At 68.7% G+C, this 18,060-nt stretch carries 12 protein-coding genes; 4 read left to right on the top strand and 8 right to left on the bottom strand.

All coding sequences use genetic code 11. The features are described 5' to 3' along the window. Nucleotides 1-77 precede the first annotated feature (77 nt). A complete protein-coding gene (locus WJ35_RS06190; protein ID WP_059960610.1) occupies nucleotides 78-707 on the bottom strand; it encodes an SDR family oxidoreductase in 630 nt (209 codons plus the stop codon). A 231-nt stretch (nucleotides 708-938) separates the two neighbouring features. Between WJ35_RS06190 and WJ35_RS06185 the strand changes: the two genes are divergently transcribed. Continuing rightward, nucleotides 939-2,447 (top strand): NYN domain-containing protein, encoded by a 1,509-nt coding sequence (locus WJ35_RS06185; RefSeq protein ID WP_069238923.1) that lies wholly within the window; start codon nucleotides 939-941, stop codon nucleotides 2,445-2,447. Nucleotides 2,448-2,772: 325 nt separating this feature from the next. Here WJ35_RS06185 and WJ35_RS06180 read toward each other — a convergent pair whose 3' ends face one another. The 7 genes from WJ35_RS06180 to WJ35_RS06150 all read right to left on the bottom strand — a co-directional run bounded on the left by WJ35_RS06180 (nucleotide 2,773) and on the right by WJ35_RS06150 (nucleotide 16,043). Further along, the gene (locus tag WJ35_RS06180) at nucleotides 2,773-6,081 is read right to left on the bottom strand and encodes an efflux RND transporter permease subunit (protein ID WP_069238922.1); all 3,309 of its coding nucleotides are present in this window, start codon (nucleotides 6,079-6,081) and stop codon (nucleotides 2,773-2,775) included. A 3-nt stretch (nucleotides 6,082-6,084) separates the two neighbouring features. Continuing rightward, complete coding sequence (locus WJ35_RS06175; protein ID WP_060234513.1) at nucleotides 6,085-9,198, bottom strand: MdtB/MuxB family multidrug efflux RND transporter permease subunit; 3,114 nt, start codon at nucleotides 9,196-9,198, stop codon at nucleotides 6,085-6,087. 15 nt (nucleotides 9,199-9,213) lie between these two features. Then, complete coding sequence (locus tag WJ35_RS06170) at nucleotides 9,214-10,575, bottom strand: MdtA/MuxA family multidrug efflux RND transporter periplasmic adaptor subunit (RefSeq protein ID WP_060234512.1); 1,362 nt, start codon at nucleotides 10,573-10,575, stop codon at nucleotides 9,214-9,216. 254 nt (nucleotides 10,576-10,829) lie between these two features. Continuing rightward, nucleotides 10,830-11,654 carry an IclR family transcriptional regulator gene (locus tag WJ35_RS06165; RefSeq protein WP_060234511.1) on the bottom strand — a complete coding sequence of 275 codons (825 nt, stop codon included), beginning with the start codon at nucleotides 11,652-11,654 and terminating at the stop codon, nucleotides 10,830-10,832. A 485-nt stretch (nucleotides 11,655-12,139) separates the two neighbouring features. Further along, nucleotides 12,140-14,101 carry a PhoX family protein gene (locus WJ35_RS06160; protein WP_069238921.1) on the bottom strand — a complete coding sequence of 654 codons (1,962 nt, stop codon included), beginning with the start codon at nucleotides 14,099-14,101 and terminating at the stop codon, nucleotides 12,140-12,142. 159 nt (nucleotides 14,102-14,260) lie between these two features. Continuing rightward, nucleotides 14,261-15,454 carry an ammonium transporter gene (locus WJ35_RS06155; protein WP_060234509.1) on the bottom strand — a complete coding sequence of 398 codons (1,194 nt, stop codon included), beginning with the start codon at nucleotides 15,452-15,454 and terminating at the stop codon, nucleotides 14,261-14,263. 253 nt (nucleotides 15,455-15,707) lie between these two features. Beyond that, nucleotides 15,708-16,043, bottom strand: coding sequence for a hypothetical protein (locus tag WJ35_RS06150; protein ID WP_069238920.1), 336 nt, complete (start codon nucleotides 16,041-16,043; stop codon nucleotides 15,708-15,710). A gap of 191 nt (nucleotides 16,044-16,234) precedes the next feature. On the opposite strand from WJ35_RS06150, the gene WJ35_RS06145 reads away from it, so the two are divergent. The 3 genes from WJ35_RS06145 (at nucleotide 16,235) to WJ35_RS06135 (ending at nucleotide 17,969) form a co-directional block, all read left to right on the top strand. Next, nucleotides 16,235-16,663: a hypothetical protein gene (locus WJ35_RS06145; protein WP_069238919.1), complete on the top strand. Its 429-nt coding sequence runs from the start codon at nucleotides 16,235-16,237 to the stop codon at nucleotides 16,661-16,663. Between the two features lie 92 nt (nucleotides 16,664-16,755). Beyond that, nucleotides 16,756-17,196, top strand: coding sequence for an Rrf2 family transcriptional regulator (locus WJ35_RS06140; protein ID WP_069238918.1), 441 nt, complete (start codon nucleotides 16,756-16,758; stop codon nucleotides 17,194-17,196). Nucleotides 17,197-17,327: 131 nt separating this feature from the next. Continuing rightward, complete coding sequence (locus tag WJ35_RS06135; RefSeq protein WP_060234507.1) at nucleotides 17,328-17,969, top strand: NAD(P)-dependent oxidoreductase; 642 nt, start codon at nucleotides 17,328-17,330, stop codon at nucleotides 17,967-17,969. Nucleotides 17,970-18,060: the final 91 nt, after the last annotated feature.

The following is an 18,060-nucleotide window of genomic DNA, read 5'->3' as shown; positions in this document are numbered from 1 at the left end:
GAAACCCGGCCACGACGCATGGCGCCGGTGCGACGGGCTGCGCGCCCGCCCGCACCCGGTCACGGCCACGGCGCGCTTTACGCGCGCAGCGCCTGCTCGATCGGCACGCCGCCGCCGACGAAGCCGATGGTCTTGCGCGAGATGCCGAGCTTGATCGCCTCGATCGCGGCCCACGCGACGTCCTGGCGCGACACGGGCGGCGCCGGGTCGAGGCGCTCCTCGGTCAGCGCGATCTTGCCGACGCCGGGCTCGTCCGCGAGCGGGCCGGGGCGCAGGATCACGTAGTCGACGCCCGACGCGATCACGTAGTCGTCGCCTTCGCGTTTCATCTGTGAATAGTGGCGCAGCGCGTCGGGGCTGCGCTCGGGCCAGTAGGCCGTCAGCGAACTGATCACGACCAGCTTCTGCACGTTGCAGGCCAGCGCATAGTCGGCCGCGCGGGCGACCGCGTCGCGATCGATCTGCTCCTCCTCGGCCGCGCCGTCCGACTCGGCCGACCCGGCCGCGTAGATCGCGTGCGTGACGCCCTGGAACGCGTGCGAGAAGTCGCCCGCCAGGTCGGCCTCGATCACCTTCGCGCCCGGCAGCGTGTAGCCGTGCCGGCGCACGAGCGCCGTGACCTCGAATTCCGGCTGCTTGAGCAGCAGATCCGCGCAGGCCTGGCCGGTGCGGCCGGTCGCGCCAATCAGCAGTACCTTCGTCGTCATGAAACCGCTCCTTGCTCGATGCGTCGCCCGTCCAGATGGGGACGGACGACCGATACTCAAGTGTATGTCGAATTGGCCCGGCAGCGGGCGGGGAAATGGGGGCATACCGGCGGCGACGAGCGGCGAGCATATGGCGGCGACTGCGGTAGCGACTCGCGAACCGGCTATCATGTGCGCCATGCATTTTTTGCCGCAACGCGACGACGCGTCGGCCAACCGGTTGGAGTACACATGGCATTACCCCTGGATAACGTCAGCATGGCGGTGTTCTGCGACTTCGAGAACGTCGCGCTCGGCGTGCGCGACGCGAAGTACGAGAAGTTCGACATCAAGCCGGTGCTCGAACGGCTGCTGCTGAAGGGCAGCATCGTCGTCAAGAAGGCCTATTGCGACTGGGATCGCTACAAGGGCTTCAAGGCGTCCATGCACGAGGCGAGCTTCGAGCTGATCGAGATTCCGCACGTGCGCCAGTCCGGCAAGAACTCGGCCGACATCCGGCTCGTCGTCGACGCGCTCGACCTCTGCTACACGAAGTCGCACGTCGACACCTTCGTGATCATCAGCGGCGACTCGGACTTCTCGCCGCTCGTGTCGAAGCTGCGCGAGAACGCGAAGAAGGTGATCGGGGTCGGCGTGAAGCAATCGACGTCGGACCTGCTGGTCGCGAACTGCGACGAATTCATCTTCTACGACGATCTCGTGCGCGAGCAGCAGCGCGCGCTCGCGAAGCGCGAACAGCAGCGCGCCGGCAACGGCGGCGCGAAGCGGCCCGACGAGCCGTCCCGCAAGCCGGAGCTCGAAGCGCGCCGGACCGAGGCGATCGCGCTCGCGGTCGAGACCTTCGACGCGCTCGCGTCGGAGCGCGACGACGTCGGCAAGATCTGGGCGTCGGTGCTGAAGAGCGCGATCAAGCGCCGCAAGCCGGACTTCAACGAGTCGTATTACGGCTTCCGCGCGTTCGGCAACCTGCTCGACGAAGCGCAGGCGCGCGGCCTGCTCGAAGTCGGCCGCGACGACAAGTCGGGCGCGTTCGTGTCGCGGCCGCGGCATCCCGTTGCGGCGGAGCCGGCGGCCACGCGCGAGGCGGGCGGGCACCATGGTCACGGCGGGCGCGACGCTGTACAGCCCGCGCGCGAGCCGCGCCGTCGCGGGCACGGCGCTCATGCGGGGGTGCCGGAGAGCACGCACGCGGATGCGGACGATGCAGCCGCCGTCGAGTTCGTCGACGAAGCGGCGATCGTCGCGGCGCAGGCGGCTGATGCGGCCGAAAGCACGGCGTCCGGCGAAGCGGTGGAGGCGGTGGATACGCATGGCGACGCGAAGGAAGGTCGCAAGCGCACACGCAAGAGCGCGGCAAAGAAGGCCGGGACGAAGAAGGGCGGTGATGCGAAGGGCGCTGCCCGCCATGGCGAAGCGAAGCCCGACGACGCGACGCACGACGGCGACAGGCATGGCCGAGACCAGCACGCGAACCCCGAGCATGCGGATACCAGGCATGCCGACCGCCAGCACGCGCGCGCCGCGCACGACGACGACCGGCGCGTAGCGCAGGCATCGGGTGAGCCCGTTGCGCCGGCGAGCGGCGCGACGCCGCGTGAACCGTCAGCGGCCGCACCGGTTGCCGAAGCGGCTGCCGAGGCGACGGGTGAAGCATCGAGCGAAGCGAAGCCGAAAAAGCCGGCCCGCAAGACGGCGCCGCGCGCGCGCCGTCCGCGCAAGACGGCAGCTGCGAGCGAATAACGGGGAATAGCGGCGGTTCGGCAGTTCGGCGGGGGAACGTCGGTGCCGGTGCCGCCGTTTTCCCGCACCGTTGCCCCGCGCGGACCACCTACGCCGATGGTCTGCGCAGGTCGCTTGCGCCGCTCACTCGCCGGCCACGGTCAGCGCGCCTGCATCGCCACGTCGATCACGACGCCTTTCGTGGATGGCCCGCGGCGATCACCGGAGCCGACCGCTTGCACGGCTCATTCGCCGGCCACGGTCAGCCCACCTGCATCGCCCCGTCGATCACGACGCCTTTCGCGGACGGCTTACGGCGATCACCTGAGCCAACCACCCACACCCCTCACTCCCCAGCCACCGCCGGCCCACCCGTATCGCCGCGCCGTCCGCGCCGCTTCTCACTCCACACGCGCAGCCGGTCCATGTACAGGTAGACGACCGGCGTCGTATAGAGCGTCAGCATCTGCGACATGATCAGGCCGCCGGCGATCGCGATCCCGAGCGGCGCGCGCAGCTCGGCGCCGTCGCCGCTGCCGAACGCGAGCGGCACCGCGCCGAGCAGCGCGGCCATCGTCGTCATCATGATCGGCCGGAAGCGCAGCAGGCATGCCTCGTGGATCGCGTCGAACGACGACATCCCGCCGTTGCGCGTCGCATCGATCGCGAAGTCGACCATCATGATCGCGTTCTTCTTCACGATGCCGATCAGCAGGATCACGCCGATCAGCGCGATGATGCTGAACTCGGTCCGGAACAGCAGCAGGCCGAGCAGCGCGCCGACGCCGGCCGACGGCAGCGTCGACAGGATCGTGATCGGGTGGATGTAGCTCTCGTACAGCACGCCGAGCACGATGTAGACGGCCATCAGCGCGGCGAGGATCAGGATCGGCTGGTCGTTCAGCGATTGCTGGAACGCCTGCGCGGTGCCCTGGAAGCTGCCGTGGATCGTCGGCGGCATGCCGATCGCCGCCATCGTCTCGTAGATGACCTGCGTGGCCTGCGACAGCGACACGCCGGGCGGCAGGTTGAACGAGATCGTCGTCGCGACGAACAGGCCCTGGTGGTTCACCGACAGCGGCGTCGTGCTCGGCCCGAACGTTGCGATCGCCGACAGCGGGATCATCGTCGACTTCGACGTCGACACGGCCGCGCCCGACGACGCGCTCGACTTGCCGCTCGCCGCGATCGAATTGAGCGCCTGGTTGCGCGCGGAATCGGCCGCGATCGCGGCGGCGCTCGGCGCGCCGGTGCCGGCGCTCGACGTGCCGGCCTTCGTCGCGACGTAGGTGCCCGCCGCCGAGTTGGTCGTCTGCGCGCCGCTCGCGCTGCCGCCCGACGTGCTGACCCACACCTGGTTCAGCATCTGCGGGCTCTGCCAGTACTTCGGCGCGACTTCCATCACCACGTGGTACTGGTTCAGCGGGTTGTAGATCGTCGAGACCTGGCGCTGGCCGAACGCGTCGTACAGCGTGTTGTCGATCTGCGCGGGCTTGATGCCGAGCCGCGCGGCGCTCGCGCGGTCGATCGTCACCATCGCCTCGAGGCCGCCCTGCTGCTGGTCGGAGTTCACGTCGGTCAGCTCGCGGCGCTTCTGCAGCGCCTCGGTCAGGAGCGGCCCCCACTTGTACAGCTCGGCGCTCGAATCGCCGAGCAGCGTGAACTGGTATTGCGCGTTGCTCTGCCGGCCGCCCACGCGGATGTCCTGCGCGGCCTGCAGGAAGGTGCGCGCGCCCGCGACGTCCGCGAGCGGCCGGCGCAGCTCCTGGATCACCTGGTCGGCCGACAGCTTGCGCTCGGTGCGGTCCTTCAGCGTGACGAACATGAAGCCCGAGTTGGTCTGCGAGCCGCCCGTGAAGCCCGCGACGCTCTTCACGTTCGGGTTGCCCTGCACGATCCGCATCATTTCCGAGAACTTCAGCTTCATCGCCTGGAACGACGTGCTCTGGTCGGCCTGGATGCCGCCGATCATCAGCCCCGTGTCCTGCTGCGGGAAGAAACCCTTCGGCACGACGATGTACAGGTAGACGTTCAGGCCGATCGTCGCGAACAGGATCGCGAGGATCATCAGCGGATGGCGCAGCGCCCACGACAGCGAGCGCTCGTAGCCGCGCTGCATGCGCGTGAAGCCGCGCTCGAGGAAGCGCGCGAAGCGGCCTTCGTCGCGCTTGTCGTGCGCGTCGGGGAGCAGCCGCGCGCACATCATCGGCGTGACGGTGAGCGATACCGCGAGCGACACCGCGATCGCGAGCGACAGCGTCAGCGCGAACTCGCGGAACAGCCGCCCGACGATGCCGCCCATCAGCAGGATCGGCAGGAACACCGCGACGAGCGACAGGCTCATCGACAGCACCGTGAAGCCGACCTCGCGCGCGCCGTCGAACGCGGCCTGCAGCCGCGGCGTGCCGTTCTCGATGTGGCGCGAGATGTTCTCGAGCACGACGATCGCATCGTCGACGACGAAGCCGGTCGCGACGATCAGCGCCATCAGCGACAGGTTGTCGATCGAGAAGCCGAGCAGGTACATCGCGCCGAACGTGCCGACGATCGAGATCGGCACCGCGACGCTCGGGATCAGCGTCGCGCGCCAGTTGCGCAGGAACAGGAACACGACCATCACGACGAGGCCGACCGCGATCAGCAGCGTGTGCTCGGTGTCGCGCAGCGACGCGCGGATCGTGGTCGAGCGGTCGAGCACGGGCGTGACCGTGATGTCGGCCGGCAGCGACGCGGTGAGCTGCGGCAGCGCCGCGCGCACGCGGTCGATCGTCTCGATGATGTTCGCGCCGGGCGAGCGGTACAGGATCACGAGCACCGCGCGCTTGCCGTTCGCGAGGCCCAGGTTGCGCAGGTCCTCGACCGAATCGACGACGTCGGACAGGTCGGCGAGCCGCACGGCCGAGCCGTTGCGGTACGCGACGACGAGGTCGCGGTATTGCGACGCCTGCGAGGCCTGGTCGTTCGTATAGAGCTGGTAGCGCTGCGGGCCGAACTCGATCGCGCCCTTCGGGCTGTTCGCGTTCGCCGACGCGAGCGCCGCGCGCACGTCCTCGAGGCCGATGCCGTAGTGGAACAGCGCCTGCGGTTCGAGCTCGACGCGCACCGCCGGGTTCGCGGAGCCGCTCACCGACACCTGGCCGATCCCGTCGATCTGCGACAGCGACTGCTGCAGCACGGTCGACGCCGCGTCGTACAGCTTCGCCGGCGACGAGGTTTCCGACGTCAGCGACACGACCATGATCGGCGAATCGGCCGGGTTGACCTTGCGGTAGGTCGGGTTGCTCTTCAGCGCGGCCGGCAGGTCGGCGCGCGCCGCGTTGATCGCCGCCTGCACGTCGCGCGCGGCGCCGTCGATGTCGCGGTTCAGCCCGAACTGCAGGATGATCCGCGCGTTGCCGACCGTGCTGGTCGACGTCATCTCGGACACGTCGGCGATCGAGCCGAGATGCCGCTCGAGCGGGCTCGTCACGCTGGTCGCGACGGTCTCCGGGCTCGCGCCGGGCAGCGACGCCTGCACGAGAATCGTCGGGAAGTCGACCTGCGGCAGCGGCGACACCGGCAGCTTGATGAACGCGAACAGGCCCGCGAGCGCGACGCCGAGCGCGAGCAGCGTCGTCGCGATGGGGCGGGTGATGAAGGGGCGGGACAGGTTCATCGCTTACGCGTCCGTGCGCGTGCCGGCGGCGGGGCCGTGGCGTTCGAACCAGCCGCGCACGCGGCGCGCGAGCGAATCGAAGCCGAGGTAGATCACGGGCGTCGTGAACAGCGTCAGCACCTGCGACACGATCAGGCCGCCGGCGATCGCGATGCCGAGCGGCTGGCGCAGCTCGGAGCCGGCGCCGGCGCCGACGATCAGCGGCACCGCGCCGAGCAGCGCGGCGAGCGTCGTCATCAGGATCGGCCGGAAGCGCAGCAGGCACGCCTGGTAGATCGCCTCGCGCGGCGGCTTGCCTTCCGCGCGTTCGGCCTCGAGCGCGAAGTCGATCATCATGATCGCGTTCTTCTTCACGATGCCGATCAAGAGCACGATGCCGATGATGCCGATGATGTCGAGGTCGTGCCCGGTCATCATCAGCGCGAGCAGCGCGCCGACGCCGGCCGACGGCAGCGTCGACAGGATCGTGATCGGGTGGATGTAGCTCTCGTACAGCACGCCGAGCACGATGTACATCGTGACGATCGCCGCGAGGATCAGGAACAGCTGGTTCGACAGCGACGCCTGGAACGCGAGCGCCGCGCCCTGGTAGCGGGTCTGGAACGACGCGGGCAGGCCGATGTCCTGCTCGGCCGCGCCGATCGCCTTGACCGCCTCGCCGAGCGACGCGCCCGGCGCGAGGTTGAACGAGATCGTCGTCGACGGGAACTGCGACAGGTGCGACACGAGCAGCGGCGACGGCCGCTCGCGGAACGTCGCGATCGATGCGAGCGGCACCTGGCCGCCGCCCGCGGACGGCAGGTACAGGTTGTTCAGCGAGTCGGTGTAGTGCTGCATCTGCGGCTCGGACTCGAGGATCACGCGGTACTGGTTCGACTGCGTGAAGATCGTCGACACGATGCGCTGGCCGTATGCGTCGTACAGCGCGTTGTCGACGGTCGCGGGCGTGATGCCGAAGCGCGCGGCGCTCGCGCGGTCGATCTCGATGTACACCGACTGGCCGCCGTTCTGCAGGTCGGTCGCGACGTCGGCGAGCGACGGCTCCTGCTTCAGGCGCGACACGAGCTTCGGCACCCAGGTCGCGAACTCGTCGGCGTTCGGGCTCGTCAGCATGAACTGGTACTGCGTCGGGCTGACGGTCGAGTCGATCGTCAGGTCCTGCACCGACTGCATGTAGAGCGAGATGCCCGGCACGTGCGACACGCGCTGCCGCAAGTCGCGGATGATTTCCGCCGCCGTCTCCTTGCGCTGGCCGCGCGCCTTCAGGTTGATCAGCATCCGGCCGCTGTTCAGCGTGATGTTGGTGCCGTCGACGCCGATGAACGACGTCAGGCTCTCGACGTTCGGATCCTTCAGGATCTCGGCGGCGAGTTGCTGCTGGCGCTCGGCCATCGCGCCGTACGAGATCGACTGCGGCGCCTGCGTGATCGCCTGGATCACGCCGGTGTCCTGCGGCGGGAAGAAGCCTTTCGGGATCAGCACGTACAGCAGGCCCGTCAGCACGAGCGTCAGCACCGCGACGACGAGCGTCGCGCGCTCGCGGTTCAGCACCCATTCGAGCGCGACCGCGTAGCGTGCGATCACCCGGTCGATCGCCTGGTGCACGCGCGCCTCGAAGCGGTGGCTCTCCGGCGGCGGCGAGTGGCGCAGGAGCTTCGCGCACATCATCGGCACGAGCGTGAGCGACACGATCGCCGAGATCACGATCGTCACCGCGAGCGTGATCGCGAACTCGTGGAACAGCCGCCCGACCACGTCGCCCATGAACAGCAGCGGGATCAGTACGGCGATCAGCGATACCGTCAGCGAGATGATCGTGAAGCCGATCTGCTTCGAGCCCTTCAGCGCGGCCTCGAGCGGCGAGTCGCCGTCCTCGACGTAGCGCGCGATGTTCTCGATCATCACGATCGCGTCGTCGACGACGAAGCCGGTCGCGATCGTCAGCGCCATCAGCGACAGGTTGTTCAGCGAGAAGCCCGACAGGTACATCACCGCGAGCGTGCCGATCAGCGACAGCGGCACCGACAGGCTCGGGATGATCGTCGCGTAGACGTTCGCGAGGAACAGGTACATCACCAGCACGACCAGCGCGACCGCGAGCATCAGCTCGAACTGCACGTCGCGCACCGCCGCGCGGATCATCGTCGTGCGGTCGGTGACGATGCGCACGTCGAGCGCCGCGGGCAGCGACTCCTGCAGCTTCGGCAGTTGCGCCTTGATCGCGTCGACCGTCTGGATCACGTTCGCGCCGGGCTGGCGCTGCACGTTCAGGATGATCGCGGGCTGCGCATCGACCCACGCGCCGAGCTTGGTGTTCTCCGAGCCGGCGACGATCTTCGCGACGTCGGTCAGCATCACCGGCCGGCCGTTCTTGTACGCGACGACGGCGTCCTGGTACTGGTCCGCGCTCGTCAGCTGGTCGTTCGCGTTGATCGTGTATGCGCGCGTCGGGCCGTCGAAGTTGCCCTTCGGCGTGTTGACGTTCAGGTTCGAGATCGTCGTGCGCAGGTCGTCGAGGTTCAGCCCGTACTGCGCGAGCGCGGTCGGGTTCGCCTGGATCCGCACGGCCGGGCGGTTGCCGCCCGACAGGCTGACGAGGCCGACGCCCGCGACCTGCGAGATCTTCATCGCGAGCCGCGTGTCGGCGAGATCCTGCACCTGCGTGAGCGGCAGCGTCTTCGACGTGACCGCGAGCGTCAGCACCGGCGCGTCGGCCGGGTTGACCTTCGCGTAGATCGGCGGCGCGGGCAGGTCGGACGGCAGCAGGTTGCCGGCCGCGTTGATCGCGGCCTGCACTTCCTGTTCGGCGACGTCGAGCGGCAGGTCGAGCGCGAACTGCAGCGTGATCACCGACGCGCCGGCCGAGCTCTGCGACGACATCTGGTTCAGCGACGGCATCTGCCCGAACTGCCGTTCGAGCGGCGCGGTCACCGACGACGTCATCACTTCCGGGCTCGCGCCGGGATAGAAGGTCTGCACCTGGATGGTCGGGTAGTCGACCTCGGGCAGCGCCGCGAGCGGCAGGAAGCGCAGCGCGACGAGGCCGGCCAGCATGATGGCCGCCATCAGGAGGGCGGTGCCGACCGGCCGGAGAATGAAGATGCGGGACGGATTCATCGGACGACCCGCGCGTTACCGTGCCGGCGCTTGCGATGCGCCGCCGCGATGCTGGCCGCGGTGTCCGCCTTTCGTGCCGGATGCGGCGGAGGCCGCGCCCGGGCCGTGCGCGCCGGATGTTCCCGACGCGCCCTTCGGCTTGTCGGCCGGGATCGTGATCGTCGAGCCTTCGCGCAGGCGGTCGGACCCGTCGGTGACGACCCGCTCGCCGACCGCGACGCCGTCGACGATGCTGGTGCGCTCGCCGTCGACCGGGCCGACCTTGACCTTGCGCACCGTCACCGTGCTGTCCGGCTTGACGACGTAGACGAACTGGCCGATCGAGCCCGTCAGCACCGCCGACGTCGGCACGATCGTCGCGTCGCGGACCGTGTCGACGAGCAGCCGCGTGTTGACGAACTGATTCGGGAACAGCAGCCCGTCCCGGTTCGCGAACGTCGCGCGCAGCTTGACCGTGCCGGTGGCCGTGTCGATCTGGTTGTCGAGCGTCTCGAGCGAGCCGGCCTCGAGCGGCACCGTGTTGTTGCGGTTGTACGCGGTGACCGACAGCTTGCTGCCCGCGTTCATCTGCTTGAGGATCTGCGGCAGGTTGTCCTCGGACGTCGTGAAGATCACGCTGATCGGCTGGATCTGCGTGATCACGACGATGCCGTTCGTGTCGCCCGGCGTCACGTAGTTGCCCGGGTCGACCTGGCGCAGGCCGACGCGGCCCGACACCGGCGCGGTGATGCGCGCGTAGACGAGGTTCAGCTTCGCGGAATCGATCGCCGCCTGGTCGGTCTTCACCGCGCCCTCGTACTGCTTGACGAGCGACGCCTGCGTGTCGACCTGCTGCGACGCGATCGAATCCTGCGCGAGCAGCGTCTGGTAGCGCTTCAGGTCGAGGCGCGCGGTCGCGAGCAGCGCCGCGTCACGCGCGTGCGTGCCTTCGGCGTTCGCGAGCGCGTTCTGGTACGGGCGCGGGTCGATCTGCGCGAGCACGTCGCCCTTCTTCACGAGCTGGCCTTCCTGGAACGCGACCGACTGCAGGTAGCCCGACAGCTGCGTCTTGACGGTCACGTTCGCGAGCGGCGTCACGGTGCCGAGCGCGGACAGCACGACCGGCATGTCGCCACGCGTCGCGGCCGCGACCTGCACCGGCTGCGGCACGTTCGCCATCGCGGCCGGGCCGCCGCGGCCGTGGCGGCCGCCGCCCGCGCTCGCGCCCGCGCCGGACTTGCCGGCGGGGTCGCCGCTCCACGGATGCCACCACAGCAGGCCGCCGGCCGCGACGAGCGCGAGCGCGCCGAGCATCAGCTTGCGGCGCGGGCGCCGCGCGGCGGAGGAGGCGGGCGCAGGGTCGTGCGCGGGGGGCGTGGGCTTTTGTTGGTTGTCCATCGGTTCGGTCTGAAAGACGGCGTGCCGCGAGGCGGGCAGCGCATGTGCATGCGGCGTCAGGGGGAGCCGGCCCGGCCCCGGCCTGCGCGGGAAAAGAGCGGTGCGCACCGCGAGGGCGGCGCGACGATGGGCATGATGCTACGTCCCGTCCCCGTTACAGTCCAGCGGACTATCTTTCAACGGTTTACGTTCGTTACAGAAGGCGGCGGACGGCGCTCGCGCGCATGATGCGCGCCCGTCATGCACGTCCTGCGTCAATTGCCGCGGCGCCGGGCGGGCGCGCCGCCGATCTCGCGGGTGATCTTCGCGATGCATTCGTGCAGCGCCGGCACCACGTGCTCGTTGAGCCACTCGGGCGGGCACTGGTGCGACGCGCCGCCGCAATTGACCGAATAGCACTGGCCCGACGGGCCGACGAACCCGGCGGCGACCGCGTTCAGGCCCTCGCGCCATTCGCCGATCGCGATCGTGTGGCCCTGGCGCTGCGCGTCGTCGAGCGCGGGGGTGAGCCGCGCGAACACGTGCGGCCAGTCGTCGCCCGCCGCGGCCCGCAGCGCGTCGATCAGCCCGCGCCGTTCGTCGTCCTCGAGCGCGGCGAGATACGCGCGGCCGACCGCGGTGCGCGCGATGTCCATCCGCGAGCCGATCTCGAGACGCGTGACGAGCACCGCCGAGCGCGGCCGGATCACGTCGATCGCGACCATGTCGAGCCGGTCGCGCACCGCGAGGTGCACGGACAGCGACGTGCGCTCGGCCAGCTCGATCATGAACGGCCGCGAGCGCGCGCGGATGTCGAAGTTGCGCAGGAAGCCGTGGCTCAGCTCCAGCACCGACGCGGTGAGCACGAACCGTTCGCTGTCGGGCAGCTGGAACAGGAAGCCGGCGCTGACGAGCGTCGCGGTGATCCGCGACACGGTCGGTTTCGGGATGCCGGTCAGTTCGGTCAGCTCGCGGTTGCTGACCGGCGCGTCGGCGGCGGCGATGCCCCGCAGCACGGCCAGGCCGCGCGCGAGCGCGGTGATTTCGTCGGGCGACGATTCGCGTTCGCGGGAAGCAGGAGGATTCACGGGTGTCGACACGGGGCGTTCTCTCTATTTCCGAAACTGGATTTCAATTTTGTTGGAATTGTAGGATGATTGTCAAAGGATGCACGTTATTCTGGCCAACCGTTCATGAGATGGGATTTTACGGGTTCACCCTTGGTTTATTAGGAAAACTCCCGATCCTGCATCGTGGAAAACCGGATCGTTGGATGCAAATACCGCTTGACTTGTCCGGCGGAAACGGAAAGAATGTCTCACGTTTTCGAAACATCGTTTCGCAGTTTAACCGGCAACGGTGTTTTGCGCAGTCTCTCAGGTTCTAGCACGGCCCTCGGAATGGCTAGAACTTTTTTAGCGCCACGGTCTCCGTGGCGCTTTTTTTTTGGTGCGCCCGGCACGGGCGAAAAAAAAAAGCGCGACGCCCGCAAGGGGCATCGCGCGTGAAGCGGCGTAGCGCCACGAATGAAACGTGATGAAGCAGGGGGCGGTTCCCGTCGCCGACGGGAACCGGTGCAGGGCGATCAGGCCTTCGCGAGCTTGATGCTGGTCGGCTCGGCCGTCAGGTAGCCGACGCTCGCGCCGAAGCGGTCCTTGAAGTTCGCGCGCACGAGCGGATCGAGGGTCGGCTTCACCTTGTCGTGCAGCGGCGACTCCCAGTCGCCCGCGTGCTGGAAGTTGCTCATGATGTAGGTCCAGCCGTTGATCTCGTCGACCGCGTGCAGGCCCGTCGATTCGGCGCCGGCCGGGCAGGACAGCACGCGCGTGAGCGCCTTCGTGTCGACGTTGTACGCCCACAGGAAATTGTTCACGTGCATGCCCGAGTCCTCGCCGATGAAGAGCGTGCGCAGCTTCTCCGAGAACTTGAGGTTGTCCGGGTTCGCGATCTTGTCCGGGTTCGCGAGGTTGCCGAGCGCGTCGGCGGCGGCGAGATCCTCGCCGACCAGCGCGGCCGGCGCGCTCATGTCGACCGGCACCCAGTCGCTGTCGATCGCGGCGCCCGACGTGTCGCGCTGGCCGCCCTTCAGGTTCAGCGCGTAGACGGCGCCCGCGGCGATCTTCTTGTCGAGTGCGACGTCGCGCGACACCGCATTGCCCTTGACCATCGACGTCTCGATCCGCGACATCGCCGTGTAGACGATCTTGTCCTTCGCGTTCACCGTCGTGCCTTCGAGCTTCGTGAACGCCATGCTGCCGCCGAGCAGCGCCGCGTAGCGGTGCGTCTCCAGGAACGCGGCGGCCTTTTCCATGCCCGGCTTCACGCGAACCCAGTTGAACTTGCCGCCGAAGTGGACCTTCGTGTAGCTCGCGTCGGCCGGATCGGCCGTCGAGACGTCCATGATGTCCGACGCCTTCAGCGTGTTCGCGAGCGCCTCGATCTCGGCGCTCGTCGCGTGGCCGATCTTGAGCCACGCGAGCGTCGCGGAGCCGGCGCCCACCGACGACGTCTGCGTCCACTTCGCGACGTACAGCGTGCCCGCCGACAGGTCGGCCGGCTTGTCCGCGACGAACATGAACAGGCCGCCGTTGGTCGCGTCGTCGCCCATCATCACCGTGCGCTGGTCCGGCATCACCTGGATCAGCTCGTGCGAGATGCGGCCGAGGCAGTAGTGCTTCTTCACGGTGCCGGTGCCGTCCGGGTTGACCGTGATCTCGGGCAGGTGGCCATAGTGGTACGGATTCGCCTTCGTCTCGTCGCCGAACGTGTTCCGGCTGAATGCCTTGAACTGCGCGTCGGTCGCGGCCTTCGTCGCGTCCGGCTCGTATTCCTCGCTCGACAGGTGCGTGCCCCACGGCGACAGGCTCGCGCCGCAGGTGATCCACAGGCCGTGCGCCTTCGACGTGTCGACGTTGTGGTACTTGACGAGCTTGAGCGCGCCGTTCGCCGGGTCCTGGTCGAGCGTGAGCACCGCGATCGGCGACGGCAGCTGGCCGTACTGCGACACGCTCGCCTGGTCGCGCGTCGTGTATTCGAACTGCACGACCGCGAACACCGTGTTGCCCTTCACGCCGGGCACGTTCGCGTTCTTCAGCGTCAGCAGCGAGCTGCCGTCCGGGCAGTCCGAATAGAACTGGCGTTCCTTGCCCGCGACCGAGCGGTCGATGATCGGCTGGTTGTTGATGTCGTAGTAGCCGCCGGCGAGGATCGTGCCGCCCTTGCCGTCCGGCACCAGGTCGCCCGTCACGAAGAACGGCCGGTAGGCGAGCTTGAAGTTGCGCGACGTGCCGTCGGAGAAGGACACCGACAGCGTCGAGCCCACCGTCGTCGTCGCCATGGCCGCGGGGTTGTCGAGCGCGGGCGCCGCCATCGACGCGAAGCTCGCGCTCGCCGCGGCGAATGCCGCGGCCGGCGCCGCAGCCGGATTGTCGTCGCCGCCGCAGCCCGTCAGCAGGGCGGGCAGCGCGAGGCCGGAAAGGGGAAGCATGGGCGCGCCGGCGAGAATCTTCAGGGCCTGGCGACGGGAAGCATTGGGCAACGCGGGCATGTGGTGTCCAGTTTCGGTTGTTGGAAGCGTCGTCGCCTTCGCGTTGCTTGCGATCGCAAGCCGGGCGAAGGCGAATTGAAAACTGGACAGAAGTGTAGGGACGCCAGATGAAAGTTTTTTGAATCGAAGTTGTAGGGTGGTCGAGCGTTCGCTCGAATTTCAATCGCGTTCGGGCGTCGCCGAAATGCGGTGGATCGACAGGTCCGCGCCGTCGAATTCCGCCTCGCGGTCGAGGCGCAGGCCGACGCTCGCCTTCAGCGCGCCGTAGACGAGCGTGCCGCCGGCGAGCGCGATCGCGATGCCGCCGAGCGTGCCGACGACCTGCGAGCCGAGCGCGACGCCGCCGAGGCCGCCGAGCGCGGGCAGCCCGAACACGCCGGCCGCGATGCCGCCGAGCGCGCCGCACATCCCGTGCAGCGGCCACACGCCGAGCACGTCGTCGATGCGCCATTTGTTCTGCACGCGGGTGAACATCGCGACGAACAGCGCGCCGGCCGCGGCGCCGGTCGCGAGCGCGCCGATCGGGTGCATCACGTCGGACCCCGCGCAGACCGCGACGAGCCCCGCGAGCGGGCCGTTGTACGTGAAGCCCGGATCGTTGCGGCCGGCCATCCATGCGGCGAGCGTGCCGCCGACCATCGCCATCAGCGAGTTCAGCGCGACGAGGCCGCTCACCTTGTCGAGCGTCTGCGCGCTCATCACGTTGAAGCCGAACCAGCCGACCGCGAGCACCCAGGCGCCGAGCGCGAGGAACGGGATGTTCGACGGCGGATGCGCGGCGATCCGGCCGTCGTTGCCGTAGCGGCCGTGGCGCGCGCCGAGCAGCAGCACGGCGGGCAGCGCGACCCAGCCGCCGAACGCGTGCACGACGACCGAACCCGCGAAATCGTGGAACGGCGCGCCGAACGCTTGCACGAGCCACGCCTGGACGCCGAAGCGCTCGTTCCACGCGATGCCTTCGAAGAACGGATAGACGAAGCCGACGATGATCAGCGTCGCCACGAGCTGCGGGTTGAATTTCGCGCGTTCGGCGATGCCGCCGGAGATGATCGCCGGAATCGCCGCGGCGAACGTCAGCAGGAAGAAGAAGCGCACGAGCGCATAGCCGCTGTGCTGCGACAGCGTGCCGATGTCGTCGAAGAATTCGACGCCGTACGCGATCGTATAGCCGATGAAGAAGTACGCGATGGTCGACACCGAGAAATCGACCAGGATCTTCACGAGCGCGTTGACCTGGTTCTTCTTGCGCACAGTGCCCAGTTCGAGGAACGCGAAGCCCGCGTGCATCGCGAGCACCATGACGGCGCCGATCAACAGGAACAACGTGTCGACGCTGGATTTCAGACCATCCATGCCGTTACATCCTTGCGCAAAAAATGGGCAAGGAATGCAAATTTCGAGCCAAGTTGGTGAGTGAGTGCGTGTAGTTGGTGCGAAGTGCCGTGCGGCGCGGCTTTCGGGTGAGGGTTGCACGAAAACGGGGCGAGCTGCCGACGGCGTCATTTCGGCAGAAAACGCACGCGTGCGGTGCGGAGTGTGCGCAACTGGTGCGCGTGCTGGCGCGTGTGGCGCGTGGTGGTGCGGTGCGATGCGCCGGTCTGGTGCGTCAGTGGCGCGTGAACATGTGGCGCGGGCGGCGCAGCCGCACGGCGCAGGCGGACCAGTACGCCGCGACGGCCGCGAGCCCGAGCGCGGCGATTGCCAGCGAGGCGAAGCCGGTGACCGATTGTCCGTGGCCGTCGGGGCCGAGAATGCCCTGCACGACGATCAGCGCCGCCGTCCAGAAGCCGATCACTGCCTGGGCGAGCAGGCGCGCGGATTCGAAGCGGCGCGCGCGGCCGTCGTCGCGAAAGCGCCGCGCGGCTGGCGCGCGAAGACACACGAACAGGCTGGTGGCGAGTGCCGCGGCCAGCGCGATGAACCAGTCGATGAGAAAAGCCATGGGGAGCGGGAAGCGAGCGAAACGGTTGTAGGCCTGCCGACTTTAGTAGCGTTGCGCGGGCGCTTGAATCAGACGAATTCGAAATTGCACCGCGTGTTCGATCGCGACGCTTCATGGCCGCGGTGACACAGGCGGTATCATCGACACCGGTCCAACCAACCAGGCCGTACCTGCATGGCCGGAGATTGCTGATGAAGATGAAGACATGGCCGGCGCGACGCGCGCCCGGCGCGATGCTGGCGGCTGCGGCCGCTGCTACGGTGCTGTTGCTCGCGGGCTGCGAGAAGTCCGGTGCGCCGGCGAACCAACCCGATACGGCTGCGAGCGCGGCCGCCGATGCCGCGAACCACGCGGCCCAGGCGCTCGACCAGGTAGCGAGCACCGTGAGCCAGCAGCTCAATGCCGCGAAGGCCGGCATCGCGTCCGCGGCGTCCGCCGTGCCGCCGCTTTCCGCGAGCGGCCTCGCGTCCGCCGCGCAGGCGCAGATCGACGCGGCGGCGTCCGCGGTCGTCGCGCACGCCGCGTCCGAAGCCGGCGCGAAGATGGCCGAGGCCGGCAAGAAGCTCCAGCAGTGGAGCCAGCAGAACGCGGCCGGCGCAAAGCCTGCCAGCGGCCAGTGACGGTGCGCTTGCACAAGTCGTCAAATGTAATTATAGTGGTTACACATTGTCGCCGGTCGCGGTTCGGGCCGGCGTCGTTGAGCGAGTGACGAATGAATACCAGCAGCCGATTCGCGTTTGCCGTTCACGTGCTCGCCTTGCTGTCGATGCAGGAGGGCGTGCCGCTGTCGTCCGACATCATCGCCGGCAGCGTGAACACGAATCCGGCGCTGATTCGCCGGCTGCTGTCGATGCTCGCGGCGGCCGGGCTCACGACGTCCCAGCTCGGCGCGGGCGGCGGCGCGCTGCTGGCGCGCGAGCCGGGCAGCATCACGCTGCTCGACGTGTACCGGGCGGTCGACGACGCGCAGCTGTTTGCGCTGCACCGCGAGGCGCCGAATCCGGCGTGTCTCGTCGGGCGGCACATCCAGGGCGTGCTGACCGACTACATCGGCGACGCGCAGCGCGCGATGGAAGCATCGCTCGCCACCCGCACGCTGACCGACGTGACGGCCGACGTGCTCGCATCGGAGCAACGCAGCGGCGCGGGGTAGGGCGCCGGCTGGTGAAGGCGCTGGGGCGGCGCCTAGTGGACCGCGCGGTGGTTTGCGCAACGGAGTTCGCTCCGTTTTTTTTCGGCCTTATATGTAATCGCTGTAGTTACTTTTATTTCTGGAGAATCGACATGACGCAACGTACCTTGAACATCGCCCTGTTCGGCGCAACCGGCACGATCGGCTCGCGCATCGCCGCGGAAGCCGCGCGGCGCGGGCACCGCGTGACGGCGCTGTCGCGCACGCCGGGCGCGGGCAGCGACGGCATCACCGCGAAGGCCGCCGACCTGTTCGACCCGGCGAGCATCGCGGCCGCGCTGCCGGGCCACGACGTCGTCGCGAGCGCGTACGGCCCGAAGCAGGACGATCCGGCGAAGGTGGTCGCGGCCACCGAGGCGCTCGTCGCCGGCGTGCGCCAGGCCGGCCTGAAGCGGCTCGTCGTGGTGGGCGGCGCGGGCTCGCTCGAAGTCGCGCCGGGCAAGCAGCTCGTCGACGCCGAAGGCTTCCCGGACGCGTACAAGGCGGTCGCGCTCGCGCACCGCGATGCGCTCACGTACCTGCGCAGCGTCGGCGATCTCGACTGGACGTTCTTCGCGCCGGCCGCGCTGATCGCCCCGGGCGAGCGCACGGGCACGTTCCGCACCGGCGTCGGCAAGCTGATCGTCGACGCGAACGGCGACAGCAGGATTTCGGCCGAAGACTACGCGATCGCGTTCGTCGACGCGCTCGAGCAGGGCAGCTTCGTGCGCGAGATCGCGACCGTCGCGTATTGACCGCTGCCGCGCCGCCGCGCCGTCCATGCGCGGCGGCCGCCGTTGTCGTGACTTCAGGCGATTTCACCCGAACGGGTGAAGTCGCCTGTTT

It is taken from the genome of Burkholderia ubonensis, assembly GCF_001718695.1.
Taxonomy (GTDB): Bacteria; Pseudomonadota; Gammaproteobacteria; order Burkholderiales; family Burkholderiaceae; genus Burkholderia; species Burkholderia ubonensis_B.
The sequence above is the reverse complement of the archived record's forward strand: the minus strand, read 5'-3'. Positions and strand labels throughout refer to the sequence as shown.